The sequence below is a fragment of the Stakelama sediminis genome (genome assembly GCF_014199335.1).
Lineage (GTDB): Bacteria > Pseudomonadota > Alphaproteobacteria > Sphingomonadales > Sphingomonadaceae > Sphingomonas > Sphingomonas sediminis.
The window spans coordinates 1,212,340-1,231,062 of the sequence record NZ_JACIJI010000001.1; the positions used below are offsets into that span (position 1 = coordinate 1,212,340).

19 protein-coding genes are annotated in these 18,723 nt (G+C 63.6%); 11 read left to right on the top strand and 8 right to left on the bottom strand.

The features are described 5' to 3' along the window. Positions 1-50 precede the first annotated feature (50 nt). The 3 genes from FHR23_RS06165 (at position 51) to ftsH (ending at position 4,070) form a co-directional block, all read left to right on the top strand. Positions 51-1,010, top strand: coding sequence for a tol-pal system YbgF family protein (locus tag FHR23_RS06165; protein ID WP_184001978.1), 960 nt, complete (start codon positions 51-53; stop codon positions 1,008-1,010). Positions 1,011-1,071: 61 nt separating this feature from the next. Continuing rightward, a complete protein-coding gene (tilS, locus tag FHR23_RS06170) occupies positions 1,072-2,025 on the top strand; it encodes a tRNA lysidine(34) synthetase TilS (protein WP_246359755.1) in 954 nt (317 codons plus the stop codon). Between the two features lie 80 nt (positions 2,026-2,105). Further along, complete coding sequence (gene ftsH, locus FHR23_RS06175) at positions 2,106-4,070, top strand: ATP-dependent zinc metalloprotease FtsH (RefSeq protein WP_184001979.1); 1,965 nt, start codon at positions 2,106-2,108, stop codon at positions 4,068-4,070. Between the two features lie 79 nt (positions 4,071-4,149). Here ftsH and FHR23_RS06180 read toward each other — a convergent pair whose 3' ends face one another. Next, positions 4,150-4,968 (bottom strand): glutaminyl-peptide cyclotransferase, encoded by an 819-nt coding sequence (locus FHR23_RS06180; protein ID WP_246359693.1) that lies wholly within the window; start codon positions 4,966-4,968, stop codon positions 4,150-4,152. A 41-nt stretch (positions 4,969-5,009) separates the two neighbouring features. Further along, positions 5,010-5,810, bottom strand: coding sequence for a cold-shock protein (locus FHR23_RS16685; protein ID WP_184001980.1), 801 nt, complete (start codon positions 5,808-5,810; stop codon positions 5,010-5,012). 207 nt (positions 5,811-6,017) lie between these two features. Here FHR23_RS16685 and FHR23_RS06190 point away from each other — a divergent pair, with 207 nt between their 5' ends. The 8 genes from FHR23_RS06190 to FHR23_RS06225 all read left to right on the top strand — a co-directional run bounded on the left by FHR23_RS06190 (position 6,018) and on the right by FHR23_RS06225 (position 12,896). Next, a complete protein-coding gene (locus FHR23_RS06190) occupies positions 6,018-6,824 on the top strand; it encodes a TerC family protein (RefSeq protein ID WP_184001981.1) in 807 nt (268 codons plus the stop codon). Positions 6,825-6,855: 31 nt separating this feature from the next. Next, on the top strand, positions 6,856-7,473 hold the full coding sequence (locus FHR23_RS06195) for a ribonuclease D (RefSeq protein ID WP_184001982.1): 618 nt from the start codon (positions 6,856-6,858) through the stop codon (positions 7,471-7,473). A gap of 20 nt (positions 7,474-7,493) precedes the next feature. Continuing rightward, a complete protein-coding gene (gene lptC / locus FHR23_RS06200; protein WP_184001983.1) occupies positions 7,494-8,141 on the top strand; it encodes an LPS export ABC transporter periplasmic protein LptC in 648 nt (215 codons plus the stop codon). Next, the gene (locus FHR23_RS06205; RefSeq protein ID WP_184001984.1) at positions 8,138-8,683 is read left to right on the top strand and encodes an LptA/OstA family protein; all 546 of its coding nucleotides are present in this window, start codon (positions 8,138-8,140) and stop codon (positions 8,681-8,683) included. Before lptC ends, FHR23_RS06205 begins: the two co-directional genes overlap by 4 nt. Before the next feature lie 126 nt (positions 8,684-8,809). After that, positions 8,810-9,586, top strand: a complete 777-nt coding sequence (lptB, locus tag FHR23_RS06210; protein WP_184001985.1) for an LPS export ABC transporter ATP-binding protein — start codon at positions 8,810-8,812, stop codon at positions 9,584-9,586. Positions 9,587-9,590: 4 nt separating this feature from the next. After that, complete coding sequence (gene rpoN / locus FHR23_RS06215) at positions 9,591-11,102, top strand: RNA polymerase factor sigma-54 (protein WP_184001986.1); 1,512 nt, start codon at positions 9,591-9,593, stop codon at positions 11,100-11,102. Positions 11,103-11,134: 32 nt separating this feature from the next. Further along, positions 11,135-11,797 carry a ligase-associated DNA damage response endonuclease PdeM gene (pdeM, locus tag FHR23_RS06220; RefSeq protein ID WP_184002221.1) on the top strand — a complete coding sequence of 221 codons (663 nt, stop codon included), beginning with the start codon at positions 11,135-11,137 and terminating at the stop codon, positions 11,795-11,797. Between the two features lie 70 nt (positions 11,798-11,867). Then, a complete protein-coding gene (locus tag FHR23_RS06225; RefSeq protein WP_184001987.1) occupies positions 11,868-12,896 on the top strand; it encodes an aspartyl protease family protein in 1,029 nt (342 codons plus the stop codon). Positions 12,897-12,902: 6 nt separating this feature from the next. Here the strand turns inward: FHR23_RS06225 and FHR23_RS06230 are convergent, their stop codons facing one another. The 6 genes from FHR23_RS06230 to FHR23_RS06255 all read right to left on the bottom strand — a co-directional run bounded on the left by FHR23_RS06230 (position 12,903) and on the right by FHR23_RS06255 (position 18,600). After that, positions 12,903-13,595, bottom strand: a complete 693-nt coding sequence (locus tag FHR23_RS06230; protein WP_184001988.1) for a head GIN domain-containing protein — start codon at positions 13,593-13,595, stop codon at positions 12,903-12,905. Positions 13,596-13,761: 166 nt separating this feature from the next. Further along, positions 13,762-14,487: a head GIN domain-containing protein gene (locus tag FHR23_RS06235; RefSeq protein WP_184001989.1), complete on the bottom strand. Its 726-nt coding sequence runs from the start codon at positions 14,485-14,487 to the stop codon at positions 13,762-13,764. Positions 14,488-14,619: 132 nt separating this feature from the next. Next, positions 14,620-15,153, bottom strand: coding sequence for a CarD family transcriptional regulator (locus FHR23_RS06240; RefSeq protein WP_184001990.1), 534 nt, complete (start codon positions 15,151-15,153; stop codon positions 14,620-14,622). A gap of 261 nt (positions 15,154-15,414) precedes the next feature. Next, positions 15,415-15,756: a ferredoxin FdxA gene (gene fdxA / locus FHR23_RS06245; protein ID WP_184001991.1), complete on the bottom strand. Its 342-nt coding sequence runs from the start codon at positions 15,754-15,756 to the stop codon at positions 15,415-15,417. A gap of 35 nt (positions 15,757-15,791) precedes the next feature. Continuing rightward, entirely contained in the window at positions 15,792-16,100 is a 309-nt protein-coding gene (locus FHR23_RS06250; protein ID WP_184001992.1) for a S4 domain-containing protein, read from the bottom strand. Beyond that, the gene (locus tag FHR23_RS06255; RefSeq protein WP_184001993.1) at positions 16,093-18,600 is read right to left on the bottom strand and encodes a helicase-related protein; all 2,508 of its coding nucleotides are present in this window, start codon (positions 18,598-18,600) and stop codon (positions 16,093-16,095) included. Before FHR23_RS06255 ends, FHR23_RS06250 begins: the two co-directional genes overlap by 8 nt. Positions 18,601-18,723 lie beyond the last annotated feature (123 nt).

The following is an 18,723-nucleotide window of genomic DNA, read 5'->3' on the forward strand; positions in this document are numbered from 1 at the left end:
ACGGGATTACCCCCTATGTTTTCTTCGCGATGTGAACGGAGAATTTTACCATGCGCGTGATCGTTCCGGCGATAGTCCTCGCCGCCATTCTGGGATCGGCCACGGTTGCCGAGGCGCAGACCCCGCTGGAAGCCCGGGTCAACCGGATCGAAAAGGAACTGCAGGCGGTTCAGCGCAAGGTGTTTCCCGATGGTGCCGGTCGTTATCTGCAGCCCCAGATCACCGCACCGCAGACGAATACGCCAAGCCCGGGCAGCCCGGTCGCCAATCCGGTGGTGACGCTGGATGCGCGGGTGACCACGCTGGAAAACCAGATCACCTCGCTGACCAATCAGGTCGAAAAGAGCCAGTATCAGGTGCAGCAGCTTCAAAGCGCTTTCGACGCCTATAAACAGGCGACCGATGCGCGGCTGAAGGCGCTGGAAGCGGGTAGCGCGCCCGCGACCGGCAGCGCCGGTGCCGCAACCGGGAACGATAGCGACGACAGTGCGGCGCCGGTCGCGCACGGCAACGGCGTGCTCACGCCTCCGTCGGATGTCAGGTCCGACACGGGCAAAACCAGTGCGAAACCCGATGCGCAGGCGCAAAAAGTCGCGGGCGTCGAAAAGCCCGATACCGGCGATGCGCCCGAAGACGCCTATATTTACGGATATCGGCTATGGGCCGCGAAACTCTATCCTCAGGCGGAAAAGCAGCTTAAATCGGTGGTGAAGGACTATCCTGACAGCCGCCGCGCAAGCTTTGCCCAGAATCTGCTCGGCCGGTCCTATCTCGACGACGGAAAGCCAAGCCTCGCCTCGATCGCCTTTTACGACAATTACAAGCAGCGTCCCAATGGCGAGCGTGCGCCCGACAGCCTGTATTTCCTCGGCCAGTCGCTGATGCAGCTCAAAAAACCCGATGACGCCTGCAAGGCCTATAACCAGTTGCTCGACGTCTATGGCGACAAGATTTCGGCGTCGCTGAAGGACAAGGTCGAACAGGGCCGTAAAGAGGCGAAATGTCAGTGAGGGCCCGATAAGCCCGCCCGACACAAAACATGTCAGCCGGTTCCGGAGCGATCTGGAACGGCTGATCGGCATTGCCCCGACGGCACAGGCGCAACTGGGTATCGCGGTTTCGGGAGGGGGCGACAGTCTGGCACTGCTGCTGCTCGCACACGCCGCCTATCCGGGCGCATTGCGCGCGGTGACGGTCGATCACGGGCTCCGCCCCGAAGCCACCACCGAAGCCGCGGCGGTCGCCGATATCTGCGCGACGCTGGGCATCACACACCAGACATTGAAGATTACGACGCCGATTACCGATGACGGCAATCTGCAGGAGCGCGCGCGTGAAGCCCGCTATGCGCTGCTCAATCGCTGGGCCGGGTTCGGTGCCGACCGGCGGGTGGAATGGGTCGCCATCGCGCATCAGCAGGATGACGTTGCCGAGGGTTTTCTGATGCGGGCACGGCGCGGCGCGGGTGTCGGCGGGCTGGCGGCGATGGCGGCGCAGCGCGCGATCGGGCCGGAACGCGGTGCGGCATGGTTGCTGCGCCCGCTGCTCGACTGGTCGCGCGCCGAACTGGCAGCGGTGGTGCGCGATTGCGGTCTGACGCCGATGCACGATCCTTCCAACGGCGATCCCAAATATGACCGCGCGCGCATCCGCAAGCTGATTGCCGAGAGCGGCGACCTGCCCGCCGACCGGCTGGCGATGTCGGCGCGCAACCTGCGCGATGCGGAAAGCGCACTCGAATGGGCCGCCGAACAGGAATGGCGCAACCGCAGCGCGATCGAACGGCACGAATCGGTATCGGTGGACATGGGCGACCTGCCGCATGAACTGCGTCGCCGTCTGGCCGGGCGCGCGATCGAATATCTGCGCCGCGAAGCAGGTCTGCGCGATCCCTGGCGCGGGACGGGGATTGACCGGCTGGTGCGCGGACTGGAGGCCGAAAAAGCGGGAACGCTGGCGGGAATTGCGGCGCGACCGGGGCGGCGCTGGGTATTTCGTATTGCCCCGCCGCGCCAATCACACTGATCGGCATAATCGCACGGCTGTTCCATTGCCATTAACCTGTCCCGTCCTATGTTAGGATCGTAGGAAAGGTACCGATATTCATGAGCGACAATGAAAAACGGCCCGACGGGCCGGAAAATGGCGGCGGGGGCGGCAATCCCTGGATGAAGAGCCTGCTGATCTGGGTCGGCATTCTGGTCGGTCTGGCATTGTTCGTGACCCTGATCGACGGGCGCTCCAGCCAGCCCGCAGGCGATTCGGTATCCTATTCCGCATTCCTCAATCAGGTCGAAAGCGGTCAGGTTCAGAGCGTCAATGTTTCTCAGGACGATATCACCGGCACGCTGAAGTCCGGCGAGCGGTTCCGCACCTATTCCCCCAATGATCCGTCGCTGATCAACGAATTGCGCAAGGCCGGGGTGACGATCACCGCGAAACCAGCCGAATCGCCGTCGATCTGGCTGATCATGCTCTACAACTCGCTGCCCTTCCTGCTGATCCTCGGCCTTGCCTTCTTCGTGCTGCGCCAGATGCAGAAAGGCTCCGGCGGCGGGGCGATGGGATTCGGCAAGAGCCGCGCGCGGATGCTGACTCAGAAAGAAGGCAAGGTGACGTTCGACGATGTCGCAGGCATCGACGAAGCGCGCGAGGAACTGCAGGAAATCGTCGAATTTTTGCAGGACCCGACCAAGTTCGCCAAGCTGGGCGGCAAGATTCCCAAGGGCGCGCTGCTGGTCGGCTCGCCGGGTACGGGTAAGACGCTGCTTGCCCGCGCCATCGCAGGTGAAGCGGGCGTGCCGTTCTTCACCATTTCCGGTTCGGATTTCGTCGAAATGTTCGTCGGCGTCGGCGCAAGCCGCGTGCGCGACATGTTCGAGCAGGCCAAGAAATCGGCACCGTGCATCGTCTTTATCGACGAAATCGACGCGGTCGGTCGTCATCGCGGCGCAGGGCTGGGCAACGGCAATGACGAGCGCGAACAGACGCTCAACCAGTTGCTCGTCGAGATGGACGGGTTCGAAGCGAATGAAGGCATCATCATCATCGCCGCGACCAACCGCCCCGATGTGCTTGATCCCGCGCTGCTGCGTCCGGGCCGGTTCGACCGGCAGGTCGTGGTCCCGCGCCCGGATATCGACGGCCGGGTCAAGATCCTTGAAGTGCACATGAAGAAAGTGCCGCTGGCTCCCGATGTCGATCCCCGCGTCATTGCGCGCGGCACGCCCGGCTTTTCGGGCGCCGACCTCGCCAATCTCGTCAACGAGGCGGCGCTGATCGCCGCACGCCGCAGCAAGCGGCTGGTCGCCATGTCCGAGTTCGAAGAGGCCAAGGACAAGGTGATGATGGGGTCCGAGCGTAAGTCGATGGTGATGACCGACGACGAAAAGCGCATGACGGCTTACCACGAAGCGGGCCATGCCATCGTCGCGCTGCACGAACCGGCATCCGATCCGATCCACAAGGCAACCATCATTCCGCGCGGTCGCGCGTTGGGTATGGTCATGCGCCTGCCCGAACGCGACAGCTACAGCTATCATCGTGACAAGATGTACGCCAATCTGGCGGTGTCGATGGGCGGTCGTATCGCCGAGGAAGTGATCTTCGGGTACGACAAGGTATCGTCGGGCGCTTCCGGCGACATTCAGTATGCGACGAAACTGGCGCGCGACATGGTCACGCGCTGGGGCATGTCCGACAAAATGGGGCCGCTGATGTATTCGGAAGGCGAAGAGGAAGTGTTCCTCGGCTATTCGCGTCAGCAGAACTCCTCTATGTCCGACGAGACCGCAAAGGCGATCGACAGCGAAATCCGCCGGATCGTCGAACAGGGCTATGACCGCGCCAAGGACGTGCTGACCGAACATATCGACCAGTTGCACAATCTGGCCGGTGCGCTGCTCGAATATGAGACGCTGTCGGGCGATGAGATCAAGCGCCTGATCGCGGGTGAGGATATCGGTCGCGACGTGATCGGCCCCAGCGAAAAGCCGGTGCCGGTGGGCGGCACCTCGATCCCCAAGACACGGCGTCCCAAGGGTCCCTTCGGATCACCTCAACCCGCCTGAACAGTTTCCGGCAATGATAGAAATTACCCCCGTAGCGAAGCCGCTGCGGGGGTTTTCTTTGTCCGCGCATGGGTAACGATCAGGGTGCCGGCGGCAGCGCGATCTGAAACAGGATGGGCCAGTTCTTGCCGGTGACGAACAGCCGGTGGTGTTTGGCGTCCCAGGCGATGCCGTTGGGCACCGGGTCTTCGCCGTGCGCATCCGCCTCTGCCGTCAGGGCGCTGACATCGATCACCTGCGTGACCTTGCCGGTCTTGGGATCGATCCGCACGATCGCATTCTGCTGCCAGACATTGGCGAAGATCGATCCGTCCACCCATTCCAGCTCGTTGAGCTGAGTCAGCGGACGGCCGCGATACGTCACCCGCAGGCGATGGCGCAGCGCAAAGCTTTGGGGGTTCAGGAAACGCAGGTCCGCCGTGCCGTCGGACAGAATCAGATCGGTGGCATTATGCGTCATTCCCCAACCTTCACCGGGATAGGAGAATTTCGACAATCGTTTGAAATCGCGCATCCGCCAGCGAAAGCCCGTACGCGCTTTCCAGGTGACGCTGACGATCTCACCCTTCCAGTCGACAATACCTTCCCCGAACAGCGAGGGTGGCAGCTTGACGCTGCGCAGCACCTTACCGGTCTTCAGGTCAACCTTGCGGATTTCGGATCGCCCGACCAGCCCGCTGCTCTCAAACAACGCACCGTCATGATAGAACAGCCCTTCGGTGAAGGCATCCGAATCATGCGGGAAGCGGGCCAGCACCTGCGCCCGGACCACCGGCGGTGCAGGTGGCAGAGTTGTTGCGGCGGCACCGGTCGGCGGGGATTGCGCCAGCGATGGCGAAAAACCGGCGGGCAATGCACAAAGCGCGGCGGCAGCCAGAGCCACCACCGCGCTTCGCAAATGCAATCCTGTCGGCACGCGCCGAGAAACCCGCGACCGGGTTACTGGACGGGCTGCAGATTTACCGCGGCATATTTACCGCGCCGATCGACTTCGAGTTCGAACTCCAGCCGGTCGCCTTCGTTGAGCGTCGGCATCCCTGCCCGCTCAACCGCGGAAATATGCACGAATGCATCGGGCTGGCCATCATCGCGCTGAATAAAGCCGAAGCCCTTCATCGCGTTGAAGAACTTGACCGTTCCGGAAGCCTTTTCGCCGGTCAGCTGACGCTGCGGACCACCGCCGCCGCCGCCGCCGGGTCCGCCGGCCGCAGGACGCGGACCGCGATCTTCGACCGGCATCGGTTCGCCGTCGATCTGCAGATCGGTTGCCGAAACCTTGCCGCCGCGATCGACCAGCGTGAAGCCCAGCGGCTGCCCTTCGGCAAGGCCGGTCAGACCCGCGCGCTCAACGGCGGAAATGTGCACGAACACATCGTCGCCGCCATCATCGCGAACGATAAAGCCGAAGCCCTTTTGTCCGTTGAAGAATTTGACCACGCCGGTGGCTTCGCCAACGACCTGCGGAGGCATACCGCGACCGCCGCCGCCTGCGCCGCCACGGAAACCGCCGCCGCCCTGGCCACCGCCAAAACCGCCGCCGCCGCTGCGGGGACCACCAAAGCCACCGCCGCCTGCGCCACCACCGAAATTGTCGCCGCCAAAGCCGCCGCTGCGCCGGTTATCGAAACCGCCGCCGCTACCGCTCTGACCGAAATCCTGATAGCTTTCTTCGCCGAAAAAGTCGCGCTTGTCTCTGCCGCGCCCGCCGCGATCCCCGCGGCGTCCTCTGTCGAAACTCATTGCCCTGTTCGTCTTCCCGCTCGCCCTTTAGACTTCAAAAAACCCTGCCGTCGGACGAGAAACGAAGGTTCCTGAGCATTCGAACAATAATTGCTCGCGATTCGTCATAGCGGAAAAAATTACACATCGCGAACAAATTCGCCCATTTTTTGCCGGAATTAATGACGAAACTTGCGTAATCGTAGCATAAACGGCACAGCTTGTCGCATGGCCGACCTGCTCACGCTCTTCGCCGATCCCGCCATCTGGGCCGCGCTCGTCACGCTGATCGTGCTCGAAGTCGTGCTGGGTATCGACAATCTGATCTTCATTTCGATCCTGTCGAACAAGCTGCCCGCGCATCAGCAACAGCGGGCGCGAAAGGTCGGAATCGTGCTGGCTTTGGGGCTTCGGCTGCTGTTGCTGACCGGTATTGCCTGGCTGGTCGGGCTGACCAGACCGGTATTCGATCTGGGCATCAGCGGCGCGCCCGGCCCGCATGGCGAACCCACATTCGAAACCGCCTTTTCGCTGCGCGACCTGATCCTGATCGGCGGCGGATTGTTTCTGGTGTGGAAGGCGACGACCGAAATTCATCACAATGTCGATTCGGAAGCATCGGGCGCCGCGCTCGACAAAAAAGGCCATGTCGGCATCAGCTTCGCATCCGCGATCGCACAGATTCTCGCGCTCGACATGGTGTTTTCGATCGATTCGATCCTGACCGCGGTCGGCATGACCGATGAGCTGCCGGTGATGATCATCGCCGTGATCACCGCGGTCGGCATCATGCTGATCGCCGCCGATCCGCTGGCCAATTTCATCGGCCGCAATCCGACGGTGGTCATGCTGGCGCTGGGGTTTCTGCTGATGATCGGTGTCGTGCTGATCGCCGACGGGTTCGGCGTACATGTGCCCAAGGGCTATATCTACACCGCGATGGCCTTTTCCGCCGGTGTCGAGACCCTGAACATCCTTGCCCGGCGCACCCGGTCGCGCAGGCACGGCACAGGCAATGCAGCCGATTCCCATTGAGCGGCGCGCATTTCCCGTCTAACCGGACGCAATGGCCGTTCATTTTCACGAAGAAGACTTGCCCGCCGATGCGCTGGGCCCCGGTGCCCTTGCCGTCGATACCGAGACCATGGGCCTCATCACCCCGCGCGACCGGCTGTGCGTCGTCCAGATTTCCGACGGCGGGCCGGATCAGCATCTGGTGCGTTTCGCGCCCGACAGCGATTATGCCGCGCCGAATCTGAAGGCGGTGCTGGCCGATCCGGCGCGTCTGAAACTCTATCATTTCGCACGGTTCGACCTGGCGGCGATCCAGCATTATCTGGGCGTCGTCGCAGCGCCGGTTTACTGCACCAAGATCGCGTCGAAACTGGTGCGGACCTATACCGACCGGCATGGCCTGAAAGATCTGGCACGCGAGCTGGTCGGTGCGGAGATTTCCAAGCAGCAGCAATCGTCCGACTGGGGCGGCCCCGAACTTTCCGACGCGCAGCGCGAATATGCCGCGTCCGATGTGCGGTTTCTGCACGGCATGAAAGCCGAACTCGACAAGCGACTGGCACGCGAAGGGCGCACCGAACTGGCCCAGGCCTGTTTCGACTTCCTTCCCCATCGTGCGGCGCTGGATCTGGCGGGCTGGCCGGAAACGGACATTTTTGCCCATGCCTGACCTGCCGAAACCGGTTCGCCATGTCTGAGATCGCCCGTCAGGTCCGGTCCCGGCGCCAGCAATGGGCTGCCCCCGGCGGCAGGCACGACCGGGTGGTGGCGATTGCGCAGATGGCACTGCCGGTGGCGACCGGCGTGCTCGCCGCCTTTCTGGTCACTGCCCCGCTGACCCGCGTCGGCGATGTCAGTTTCGTCCTCGACAAGAACCGGGTCGCCGTGGCGAAGGAACGCCTGCGGATCAGCAAGGCAAGCTATCGCGGCGAAGACGCCAAGGGTCAGCCGTTCGAGTTGCAGGCCGGTTCTGCGATACAAAAAAGTTCGACGGTACCGATCGTGCAACTGCGCGACCTGGCGGCGAAAATCACGCTTGCCGACGGCCCGGCCACGCTGCGTGCCAACCACGGCAGCTATGACATGGACAGCGACAAGATCGCGATTCAGGGACCGGTCGAGTTTCGCGGCGCAGGCGGCTATTCGCTCGACACGCGCAACGCGGTGGTCAATCTCAAGACCCGCAAGCTGGAAAGCGGCGGCGCAGTGCAGGGCACGACTCCGCTCGGCACCTTCAGCGCGGACCATATGCAGGCCAATCTGGCCGACCATACCGTGACCCTGAATGGCAATGCCCGCTTGCGCATTGTGCCGAAGCGCGCAAATAGGCAACCATGACCCGCACCCGCATCCTGTTGCCGATCGCATTTGGCCTGTCGCTTACGGGCGTGGCGCTGACCGGCGCGATGGCCGCGCAAGCGGCGCATGACAGCGGTGCGCCGATTGACTTTTCCGCCGCGCATATCGAATTGCAGGACAAGGCGAAGCAGGCCATTCTGTCCGGCGACGTCGTCGTCAAACAAGCGAACATGACGCTCGATGCCGCACGCATGACCGTGCATTATACAGGCCAGATTATCGGCGGGTCGCCCCAGATTTCGCGACTCGACGCGGCCGGGGGCGTCACCGTCGTCCGCCCCGGCCAGCGGGCAAGCGCGCAATATGCGGTGTACGACCTCAACAGCCGCGTCGTGACCCTGTTGGGCAATGTCCGGTTGCAGCAGGGCTCCAACACGCTGAACGGCGGTCGCGCGCATATCAATCTCGATAGCGGCCTCGCCACGATGGACGGTTCGGCGGTCGGCAATGGCAGCGGCACGACACGTCAGCAGAACGGCCGGGTAACGGGCACGTTTTCTGCGCCGAAACGAAACCCGTAGCCGCTGTTTCGCGGAAACTTTGCGTTAGCCCCCTTTCATCGGGGCGCATAATCATGCACGAATCCTGCCAATTGAAATTCGGTAACCGCAGATTTACCGAATGATGCGAGCACCAATGGGGTGATAATGGACACACCGACAACCCTGGCCGAGATGGAGCCGATCGCGGAAAACCCGCCGGAACGCGGGCTGGCGGTGGTGTCGATCGCCAAATCCTATGACAAGCGCAGCGTATTGTCCGACGTATCGCTGTCGGTCGCGCGCGGGGAGGTGATCGGCCTGCTCGGCCCCAACGGCGCGGGCAAGACCACCTGCTTCTATTCGGTAATGGGGCTGGTGAAGCCCGATGCCGGGCGCATCATGCTCGACGGCGACGATATTACCGGCCTGCCCATGTATCGCCGTGCGATTCTGGGTCTGGGCTATCTGCCGCAGGAAACCTCGATCTTTCGCGGGCTGTCGGTGGAAAAGAACATCCTCGCCGTGCTCGAACTCGCCGAACCGGACAAGGCGGCGCGCGAACGCAGGCTCGACCAGTTGCTCGACGAATTCGGGCTGACGCGGTTGCGCGAATCAGCCGCCATGGCGTTGTCGGGCGGCGAGCGGCGGCGCGCCGAAATCGCCCGCGCGCTGGCGGCGGACCCGAAGATCATGCTGCTCGACGAACCGTTCGCGGGCATCGACCCGATCTCCATCGCCGACATTCGCGATCTGGTCGCCGAGCTGAAAAACCGCGATATCGGTGTGCTGATTACCGACCATAATGTCCGTGAGACGCTGGAAATCGTCGACCGGGCGTACATCATCTATGACGGGCGCGTGCTGTTCACCGGCTCGCCCGCCGAACTGGTCGCCGACGAAAATGTCCGCCGCCTCTATCTGGGTGAGGGCTTCTCGCTATAGCACCATGAGCCTCGCCCCCCGCCTCGACCTCAGGCAGACGCAATCGCTGGTGATGACGCCGCAGCTTCAGCAGGCGATTCGTCTGCTGGCGCTGTCCAATCTGGAGGTGGAGACGTTCCTGGCCGAAGAGCTGGAGAAAAATCCGCTGCTGGAGGCACGCCCGGACGAGGGCGGTACCGACGCCGATCGCGACACCGCACCCGATGCGGACGAGTTTCAGCCCGCATCCGAACCCGCACCATCGGACGAATTACTGGCAAACGGCGCAGGCACCGGCGAGGCCGAACTGGACGTCGATCTGGCCAGCGAATCCTTTCACCATGACAGTGCAAGCGACAATATCGGCGGGCTGGACGGCGGCCTCGGCCTTGCGGGAACGGGCAGCGGCGGTTTCGGCGAGGATGGTCCCGATTTCGAAAGCATGGCGACCAGTGACACAAGTCTGGCCGACCATCTGATCGCACAGGCCGGAACCGCCATCGACCGCGCTGATCAGTTCATTGCCACCCATCTGATCGACCAGATTGACGAGGCGGGCTACCTCACCGTCCCGCTGCTCGACATTGCCACCCGGCTGAACGTTCCGCTGGCGCGCGTCGAAGCGGTACTGGGCATGATCCAGACCTTTGATCCCACCGGCGTAGGTGCCCGCGATCTGGCCGAATGCCTGACGCTGCAGGCCAAGGAGGCCGACCGCTACGATCCGTGCATGGCCGCGCTGCTCAACCATCTCGATCTGGTCGCGCGCGGCGATCTTGCCCGGCTGAAACGCATCTGCCGCGTCGATGACGAGGATCTGGCCGACATGATCCGCGAGTTGCGCGACTACAACCCCAAACCCGGTCTGCAATTCGGCGGCGAGACGGTGCAGGCAGTCGTCCCCGACCTGTTCGTCGCGCGGCGCAAGCAGGGCTGGGCCATCGAGATCAATAGCGCGACCCTGCCGCGCGTGCTGATCAACCGCGCTTATTATGTCGAACTGAGCGCGGGACCGCAGGACAAGGCGTCGAAAAGCTGGCTGGCCGACTGCCTCGCCAGCGCCAACTGGCTGATCAAGGCGCTCGACCAGCGCCAGCGGACGATCATCAGGGTCGCGAGCGAGATCGTGAAGCAGCAGGAGGCCTTTTTCCTCCACGGCGTCGCGCATCTGAAACCGATGACGCTGCGGCAGGTGGCGGACGCCATCGACATGCACGAATCGACCGTCAGTCGTGTGACCAGCAACAAATATCTGAGCTGTGCGCGCGGCCTGTATGAACTCAAATATTTCTTCACCTCCGCCATTCAGTCGGCGGATGGCGGCGACGCGGTATCGGCCGAAGCGGTGAAGAACGCGATCCGCACGCTGATCGCGGGCGAGGCGCCGAAGAAAATCCTGTCCGACGATACGCTGGTCAAGCTGCTCAACGATCAGGGATTCGATATCGCCCGGCGCACCGTCGCCAAATATCGCGAGGCGATGGGCATCGGCAGTTCGGTCCAGCGGCGGCGGCAAAAGGCGTTGCAGGGCGCTTGACCGGATCGCCGCGCGGCGCGATAGCCGGGCGCATGGTTCCGTTTTCGTTCGCAGGACAGGAGTTTCGCGCGCGTACCGACGGCGCGCTTTACTGGCCCGCGCGCCGGGCATTGCTGGTCGCCGACCTGCATTTCGAAAAGGCAAGCTGGTATGCGCAGGGCGGGCAGATGCTGCCGCCCTATGACTCGCTGGCGACGCTGACGATGCTGCGCGATGCGGTGGCGGCAACCGGCGCAGACGAAATCTGGTGTCTGGGCGACAGTTTTCACGACAGCGCCGGTACCGCGCGCCTGCCGCAGGACGCGCGCGCATTGCTCAACACGCTTACCGCGCGGACCCGCTGGACCTGGATCACCGGGAACCATGATATCGCCCTGTCCGGCGATTGCGGGGGCAAGGTGGTGGCCGAGGCGGAGGTCGACGGCATCCTCCTGCGGCACGAAGCCGGTGCCGGTGATCCGCGTCCCGAGGCGTCGGGCCATTTCCACCCCAAGCTGCGGCTGACCCTGCGCGGTCGGCATGTTGCCCGGCGCTGTTTCGTCGCGACGCCGACCAAGCTGATCCTGCCTGCTTTCGGGGCACTGACGGGCGGGCTGGACGCGCATCACCCCGAAATCCTGCGCGCCGTGGGCGATGGCGCACAGGCGCTGGTCGCGCTGGAGGATCGGCTGCTGCGTTTTCCCCTCGCCGCCTGACTGCGAAGAAAATTTGCATCTGCGGCTTGCATAAATTGCACGAAATCAAGTTTTGGTGTATTATTCTTGCATGACGCGACTTGCCCTTCTGCTGGCGATCGCCCCCTTACTCTCTGCTGCGCAAAACCATCAGGGACCGGCACCGGTTGCCGCGCCGCAGAGCCCGCAGATATCCCGCGCTTTGTGGGAATCCATCCGCCCGGCACCTGCGCCGGTTCCGACGCTGGACCCTGAAACCGCACGCAGGCTGGCCTTTCTGACCCGCTATCTGCGCATGACGGTGCCCGTCTATGTTGCCGGGTCCGGCCCCTATGGATTTGTGATCGATACCGGTGCCGAACGGTCGGTCATCGCCACCCAGCTTGCCGAACGGCTCAGCCTGTCCGGCCGAAGCTCGGTGCTGCTGAGAGCCAGCACCGGCGTGCAACGCGTTCCGACCTATCGCGTACCGTCGCTGCGCGTGACGCCCTTTATGGAGCGATACAATATCGCTGCGCCAGTGCTCAATTCTTCGGATATCGGCGCATGGGGCCTGCTCGGCCTCGATTTCCTCGATGGCTATGCGGTTTCGATCGATTTCGAACATCATCGCATGACCGTCCGGCCATCGTCGCGCCGGCAGATGCAGACCCGTCGCGAGGACGGGGAAATCGTGGTCAGCGCAAAACGGTTGCGCGGCAGGCTGATCCTGACCGACGCTTATTTCGGCAGTCGGCGCATCCGCCTGTTCCTGGACACCGGGTCGATGGTCAGTATCGGCAATCAGGCGCTGTTGAACCTGATCCGCGATCATCGCAGGCAGCAACGTGAAATCAGCATGATAAGCGTTCTGGGGGATTCTGCGAAAATACGATATGCGCAGGTCGACCGGTTGCGGATCGGGACTATGCGGTTTCGCGACCTGCCGATCGGCTTCGGAGCCTCACCGCCCTTCGCGGCAATGGGCATAACCGACGAACCCGCGCTGCTGCTGGGCATGGACGCATTACGCGTGTTCCGCCGCGTCGATATCGACTTCGCCAATCAGCAGGTCCGGTTTCTGATGCCGAAGCCCGAACATCTGATCGCCGAACGGAGCAGCAGAATACCCGAGAGCTGATCGCTCTCAGGGTTGTGTATGGTCGCATTGCACCGGGCCGGGACCACGTACGGTGCAGGCCGCGCCGCCGCTTACGGTAATATTGCCCAGTCCCAGCGCCGTGACATCGGCGCTGCGATCGGCGTGAAAGCGGCTCTCTCCCGGCCCTTCCGAAACGACTTTCAGGTCATGCACGTCCAGCCCGTCGGCATCGATCCGACCGGTTCCGCTATTGGCGAAGCGCGCCTGCAACGCCTCTCCGGCAAGGCGCACACTGCCGCTGCCGACCAGCGTCACGGCAAGATTGTCGGCATGCACCGCGCCCACCGTCATGCTGCCCGATCCGGTGACGGTCAGATTGACATGCTGCGCGTCGGTGCTGTCGATGGTCAGCACCCCGCCGCCGCGCACCGCCGCTTCGCGTATGCTGCGCGCCTTTACCGCAATCGTTGCGGGCGTATGTTGCTTGCCCGGCCAGCCGCCCCATGCGTTCGGACTGGCGGAGATAATCAGGGTCGTGCCCTGCACCCGGACATCGACCCTGTCGATCGCGCGCTGGTCGCCGCTGACTTCGGCGCCCTGACTAAGGCCGGTGGCGACGGTGACGCGGAACGGGCCATCCACCCGGATGCTGCTGAAATCGGTCAGCATGATGTTGCGTGAATCGGCATGGGCTGCCAGCGGCATCAGCAACAGCAGCGCGGCGAAAAGACGGATCATTTCCCATGCATCGCACCCCCGCGCGCGCCACGCAAGCGATAGCGTTGTCCGGCCCCTGGTGTGGTGGATTTTCGTGACCCGGCGCGCAGCGTACTTTCAGTAGGTGAGCACCGGAAGGGGGGAAAGCAGCCATTTGCAGGCCATCAGGGCTGAATGGCGACCCTTCCTAACCGCAGTGAACCTCCCCCGACCCGGATTTATGCGTCGTACACTGCGCGTCCTTCCCCAGATCGACATCGCCGGAACCACTCAGCGACACGGTCGCCGGGCCGTTGACCGTCGCGGTCACGTCACCGGAGCCGCCAACCGAAACCCTGGCCGATTGGGCTTTCAACTGACCGGCATCGATATCGCCCGACCCGCTGATCGAGGCCTGCAACATGTCCACCTGACCCGCAGCGGACAAGGTGCCCGATCCGCTGACCGACAGATCCGCCGTGCCCCCCTGCAACATGCCGATGGTCAGCGCGCCCGAACCGGAGAGTTTTCCAGCAAAATTATCCTGAACCCGGTCGATGGTGAAATCGCCCGAACCGGACAGGGTAGCCCCCTGCATGGCAGGCATGGTCACGAAGATGGTGGCATTATGACTGGTCCAGTTCCAGCCGCGATTGGGCTTGCGCGTGATGAACAGCGTGCCGTTGCGGACCGACAGGTCGAGGCCGTCAAGCGCCTTTGCCGTTCCCTTTGCGGTCACGCTGAAATCGCCGCCGGTCGAGACCTGCACATCGTCGGAGCCGCCGAGATTGACTGCGGTGAAATCGCGTTCCGCAAAGCTGCGGCTTTGCGATGAAGACGCCGTATGTGCCCCGTTGCCGGTACTATGCCGTGCGCCGCCGCCACAGGCTGCCAGCATCAGACATGCACATGTCGAAATCACGAACCTTTGCATCGTCGCATCCCCTGTCGTGTATTGTTTGCGCAATACACTGAATGCGGATCATTCGCAACAGCTCGGACAAAACAAATGGGGCGGCCATCGAAATGACCGCCCCGTTCGTCCTGACAGGGAAAATGCCGCGGATCAGGCCGCGTCTTTTTCCTTGTTATATTTGGGTGCCGCTTCGCGCAGAATGTCGAGGATCTTCTCCAGCGCGGTCGGTTCGTCCACTTCCTCCATCGCGGCGAGTTCGCGCGCGAGGCGGGACGCGGCAGCTTCGAAAATCTGGCGTTCGGAATAGCTCTGTTCGGGCTGGTCGTCCGCACGGAACAGGTCGCGCACCACTTCGGCGATCGACACCAGGTCGCCCGAATTGATCTTCGCTTCATATTCCTGCGCACGGCGCGACCACATGGTGCGCTTTACCTTCGGCTTGCCCTTCAGCGTGTCGAGCGCCTCCTTCAGCGTTTTGTCCGACGACAGCTTGCGCATACCGACGCTTTCCGCCTTGTTGGTCGGAACGCGCAGGGTCATTTTCTCTTTCTCGAACCGCAGGACATAGAGTTCGAGCTGCATTCCTGCGATTTCCTGTTTTTGCAGCTCGATCACACGGCCTACGCCGTGCTTGGGGTAAACGACATAATCGCCGACGTCGAAGGACAGCGCCTTGGCAGCCATAGAGGGAAAGCCTTTCCGTGAAACGATGCCCCAGGCTATTGCACATGCAAACAGGCTCGGCTAACCGGGCCCGGACACGCCAATCCGGGGGCAAGGGTCATGAGTCTCCGGGCGGAGGACAAAAACGCCTCCGTCACGTACCTGTTTAACACGCTCGTAATAAAATTGCCAGCGCTTTGGCATGAATTGCGCACAGCGTCTCGCATCGCGACAGTGTAACCGCCACGAGTCAAACGTTCATAAGTGGTACGCCGTTAGAGCTTAGTCGCCCTTACCGGGTTCGGCCGAGAAATATTTCTCGAACTTGCCTTCCTCACCCTTATGCGCGTCGGCATCGTCGGGCGTCTGTCCGGCATTGGTCGTGACATTGGGCCATTGCGCGGAAAACTTGGTGTTGAGTTCCAGCCACTTTTCCAGCCCGTTTTCGGTATCGGGCAAAATCGCCTCGGCCGGGCATTCGGGTTCGCACACGCCGCAATCGATGCATTCGCTGGGATTGATGACGAGCATATTCTCGCCCTCATAGAAACAGTCGACCGGGCAGACTTCGACGCAATCCATATATTTGCAACGGATGCAGGCGTCGGTGACGACATAGGTCATGACAAAGATGGCTCCTAGCGAATGAACGCCTCCTGCTATGCGGCAGCCCCCGACACGTCAACGGGGTTTGGCGATTTGGTATGCAGTTCTTCGTAGAGTCGCATCGCCTCCGCCGGTGGTCCGCGCCGTTGCGGCAGCGCAAGGATGCGAATCACGCGTACCTGCCCCTGCCGCGCAAAAGCCAGGATCGAGCCGGTTCGTACCGGGGTGTGCGACCGTTCGATCCGGCGCCCGTCGAGCCGCACCAGTCCCGAATGTGCCATCGCCTGTGCCGCAGAACGGGATTTGGCGATCCGCGCCCACCACAGATAGCGGTCGATCCGCATCGTCGTCCGGTCATCCATGGTCGAGGTCCAGATCGGCGAGCGCGGCAAAGGCATTGCCGGGTTGGGGCCGCTCGACTGTCTTGCGCCGCCGCGGTGTCGGTCGGCCGCGCCAGGCCCAGTGCGGCCTGCCTTCCTGTGCCTCGACGCTGCGAAAGCCCAGCCGCGCCATCAGCTTGCCCAGCGTTTCCGGCGTCATCCCGATCGAGGTGGCGAGCGCAGGGTCCGGCGCGAACGGCAGCCGTCCCTTGCGCAGGTCGTGCGCGGTGCGGGCAATGCGTTCGATCAGGTCGATGCGCACGGCCTGTCCACCGATGCCCCGAAATCCCATCGCCACGCTCGCACCCGGCGCACCGCGCGCCAGCACCGTCGCCCCGGTCGGCGGCACCGCCCCCACCGGATCGCCGCGCGCTGCAAACAGCGCATGACGCAGGCGCGCCGCCTGTGGCTTCAACAGCCGCGGATCGAACAGATCGAGCGTGCCGATGGTAATCCCCGCCCGCCGCAACTGCTTGCGATGCGCGGCCTCCAGCGCGTCGATCGATTCGCCCAGCACGTCGCGCGGCACGATCCCGCCATGGTCGAGCAGCATCGCCGCCACCGCCCGCAAGGGGGCATCCGCCTGCGCATCGCGGGTCAGCGCCTCCAGTCGGACGAGCGCCGTACAATGCCGGCCGACGGCGCTTGCCAGCCAATGGTCGAGCCGCGCCTGCACTGCATCGCGTTCCGCCGGATCAAGCGCCGCCAGCGGTCGGGCAAGCGTCAGCACAGGCTGTATCAGTGCACGCCCCGCCGCCAGCCGCGCCACTGGTCCGCCTTCCCAGATCAGGTTTTCGCCGTCGGCAGACAGGGTGATTGCCTTGTCCGGCGCTTCAGCAAGCAGTTTCGCCCGTCGTGCCAATTCTCCGCCCAGCCGCTTCTCGGCGGCGGCAAGCAGCATCCGCTTGTCGCCTGCACGCGCATCGGGGGCGACGGTGAAATGAAACCCCGACAGCGTACCCAGCGCGTGCCCCTCGACCGTCACCTCTCCTTCCGGCCCGATTTCGACGGGTAGGTCGCCGCTGCCCGCGCCGATCTGTTTCAGCAGGACGGAGGTACGCCGGTCGACGAAACGCTGGGTCAGCCGCTGGTGGAGCGCATCGGACAGCCGCTCCTCGATCGCGCGGGTGCGCTCCGCCCAGTGCGCAGGTTCGGCCAGCCAGTCGGCGCGATGCGCGATATAGGCCCAGCTTCGCACCGCCGCGATCCGCCCTGCAACCGTCTCCACATCGCCCTGCACATTGTCGAGCTTTGCAATTTCGCCGGCGAACCAGTGGGCCGGAATATGGCCATTGCCTTCGGTCAGGTCGGCGAACAGGCGCCCGACGAAGCGCGCATGGGGGTCGACCCCCAGCTTGCGGAAATCGGGCAGGCCGCAGGCCGCCCACAGCCTTGCCACGCCCGCAGGTGTCCGCGCCCGCGCGCGTACCCAGTCCTCCTCCGCCAGCCGCTTGAGCACGGCGAGATCGACCGCCTGCGGCGCCGCACGCAACACGCCGGGACCGGGCTTCGCTTCCAGCCCCGCGATCAGCGCATCGACGCTCGACAGATCCGGCGCCCCGTCGCGCCAGTAGAGAAAATCGAGGCGCGGCATGTGATGCCCCTCGATCGCATGCACTTCTTCGGGCGTGAACGCCCCCGGCCCCTCCGCCGCCAGCGTGCCGAAGGTGCCGTCGCGCTGATGCCGCCCCGCGCGCCCCGCAATCTGCGCCATTTCGGCGACGGTCAGTCGCCGCCTGCGCTTGCCGTCGAACTTCGACAGACCGGCAAAGGCGACATGCGTGACATCGAGGTTCAGCCCCATGCCGATCGCATCGGTGGCGACCAGATAATCGACCTCGCCCGCCTGAAACATCGCCACCTGCGCGTTGCGGGTATGCGGGCTGAGCGCACCCATCACCACCGCTGCGCCGCCGCGCAGCCGCCGCAGTGTTTCGGCAACCGCATAAACCTCCTCGGCGGAGAAGGCGACGATCGCCGACCGGCGCGGCAGGCGCGACAGCTTCTTCGCTCCGGCATAGCTGAGCGTCGAGAAACGCGGGCGCCCGATCACTTCCGCCTCCGGCACCAGCGCCGACAGCATCGGACGCAGCGCATCCGAACCGAGAATCATCGTTTCGTCGCGTCCGCGCGCGCGCAGCAACCGGTCGGTAAATACATGCCCGCGTTCGGGGTCGGCACCCAGCTGGGCCTCATCGATGGCAACGAACGCCGCATCCCGGTCGAGCGGCATCGACTCCGCCGTGCACAACAGCCAGCGCGCTTTGGGCGGCAGGATCTTTTCCTCGCCGGTAATCAGACCGACCTGTTCGGCGCCCTTGGCGGCCACCACCCGGTCATAAACCTCCCGCGCCAGCAGCCGCAGGGGAAAGCCCATCATGCCGCTGGCATGGCCGCACAGCCGTTCGACGGCGAGATGCGTCTTGCCGGTATTGGTCGGCCCCAGTACCGCCGTGACCGGACTGTCAGCGTAGCGAGTCATGTCACCGGACAAGATCGCGTCTGCCAATGCAATGCGCAACCGCAGATTGCGCGCGCGAGCATTTTGTTCCGTAAAAATCCTTAGTTTTCCAGCGAGTCGCAGCATTTGTCCGAGGGTTGGCAC

Excerpts from the sequence above, each read along its gene's own strand:
- pdeM (WP_184002221.1), top strand. The coding sequence starts at position 11,135 with ATGGTTCCGTTTTCGTTCGCAGGACAGGAGTTTCGCGCGCGTACCGAC.
- FHR23_RS06225 (WP_184001987.1), top strand. The coding sequence starts at position 11,868 with ATGACGCGACTTGCCCTTCTGCTGGCGATCGCCCCCTTACTCTCTGCT.
- lptC (WP_184001983.1), top strand. The coding sequence starts at position 7,494 with ATGTCTGAGATCGCCCGTCAGGTCCGGTCCCGGCGCCAGCAATGGGCT.
- FHR23_RS06240 (WP_184001990.1), bottom strand. The coding sequence starts at position 15,153 with ATGGCTGCCAAGGCGCTGTCCTTCGACGTCGGCGATTATGTCGTTTAC.
- FHR23_RS06165 (WP_184001978.1), top strand. The coding sequence starts at position 51 with ATGCGCGTGATCGTTCCGGCGATAGTCCTCGCCGCCATTCTGGGATCG.
- FHR23_RS16685 (WP_184001980.1), bottom strand. The coding sequence starts at position 5,810 with ATGAGTTTCGACAGAGGACGCCGCGGGGATCGCGGCGGGCGCGGCAGA.
- fdxA (WP_184001991.1), bottom strand. The coding sequence starts at position 15,756 with ATGACCTATGTCGTCACCGACGCCTGCATCCGTTGCAAATATATGGAT.
- FHR23_RS06255 (WP_184001993.1), bottom strand. The coding sequence starts at position 18,600 with ATGACTCGCTACGCTGACAGTCCGGTCACGGCGGTACTGGGGCCGACC.
- FHR23_RS06250 (WP_184001992.1), bottom strand. The coding sequence starts at position 16,100 with ATGGATGACCGGACGACGATGCGGATCGACCGCTATCTGTGGTGGGCG.
- FHR23_RS06195 (WP_184001982.1), top strand. The coding sequence starts at position 6,856 with ATGGCCGTTCATTTTCACGAAGAAGACTTGCCCGCCGATGCGCTGGGC.
- rpoN (WP_184001986.1), top strand. The coding sequence starts at position 9,591 with ATGAGCCTCGCCCCCCGCCTCGACCTCAGGCAGACGCAATCGCTGGTG.
- FHR23_RS06205 (WP_184001984.1), top strand. The coding sequence starts at position 8,138 with ATGACCCGCACCCGCATCCTGTTGCCGATCGCATTTGGCCTGTCGCTT.
- lptB (WP_184001985.1), top strand. The coding sequence starts at position 8,810 with ATGGACACACCGACAACCCTGGCCGAGATGGAGCCGATCGCGGAAAAC.
- FHR23_RS06235 (WP_184001989.1), bottom strand. The coding sequence starts at position 14,487 with ATGCAAAGGTTCGTGATTTCGACATGTGCATGTCTGATGCTGGCAGCC.
- ftsH (WP_184001979.1), top strand. The coding sequence starts at position 2,106 with ATGAGCGACAATGAAAAACGGCCCGACGGGCCGGAAAATGGCGGCGGG.
- FHR23_RS06230 (WP_184001988.1), bottom strand. The coding sequence starts at position 13,595 with ATGATCCGTCTTTTCGCCGCGCTGCTGTTGCTGATGCCGCTGGCAGCC.
- FHR23_RS06190 (WP_184001981.1), top strand. The coding sequence starts at position 6,018 with ATGGCCGACCTGCTCACGCTCTTCGCCGATCCCGCCATCTGGGCCGCG.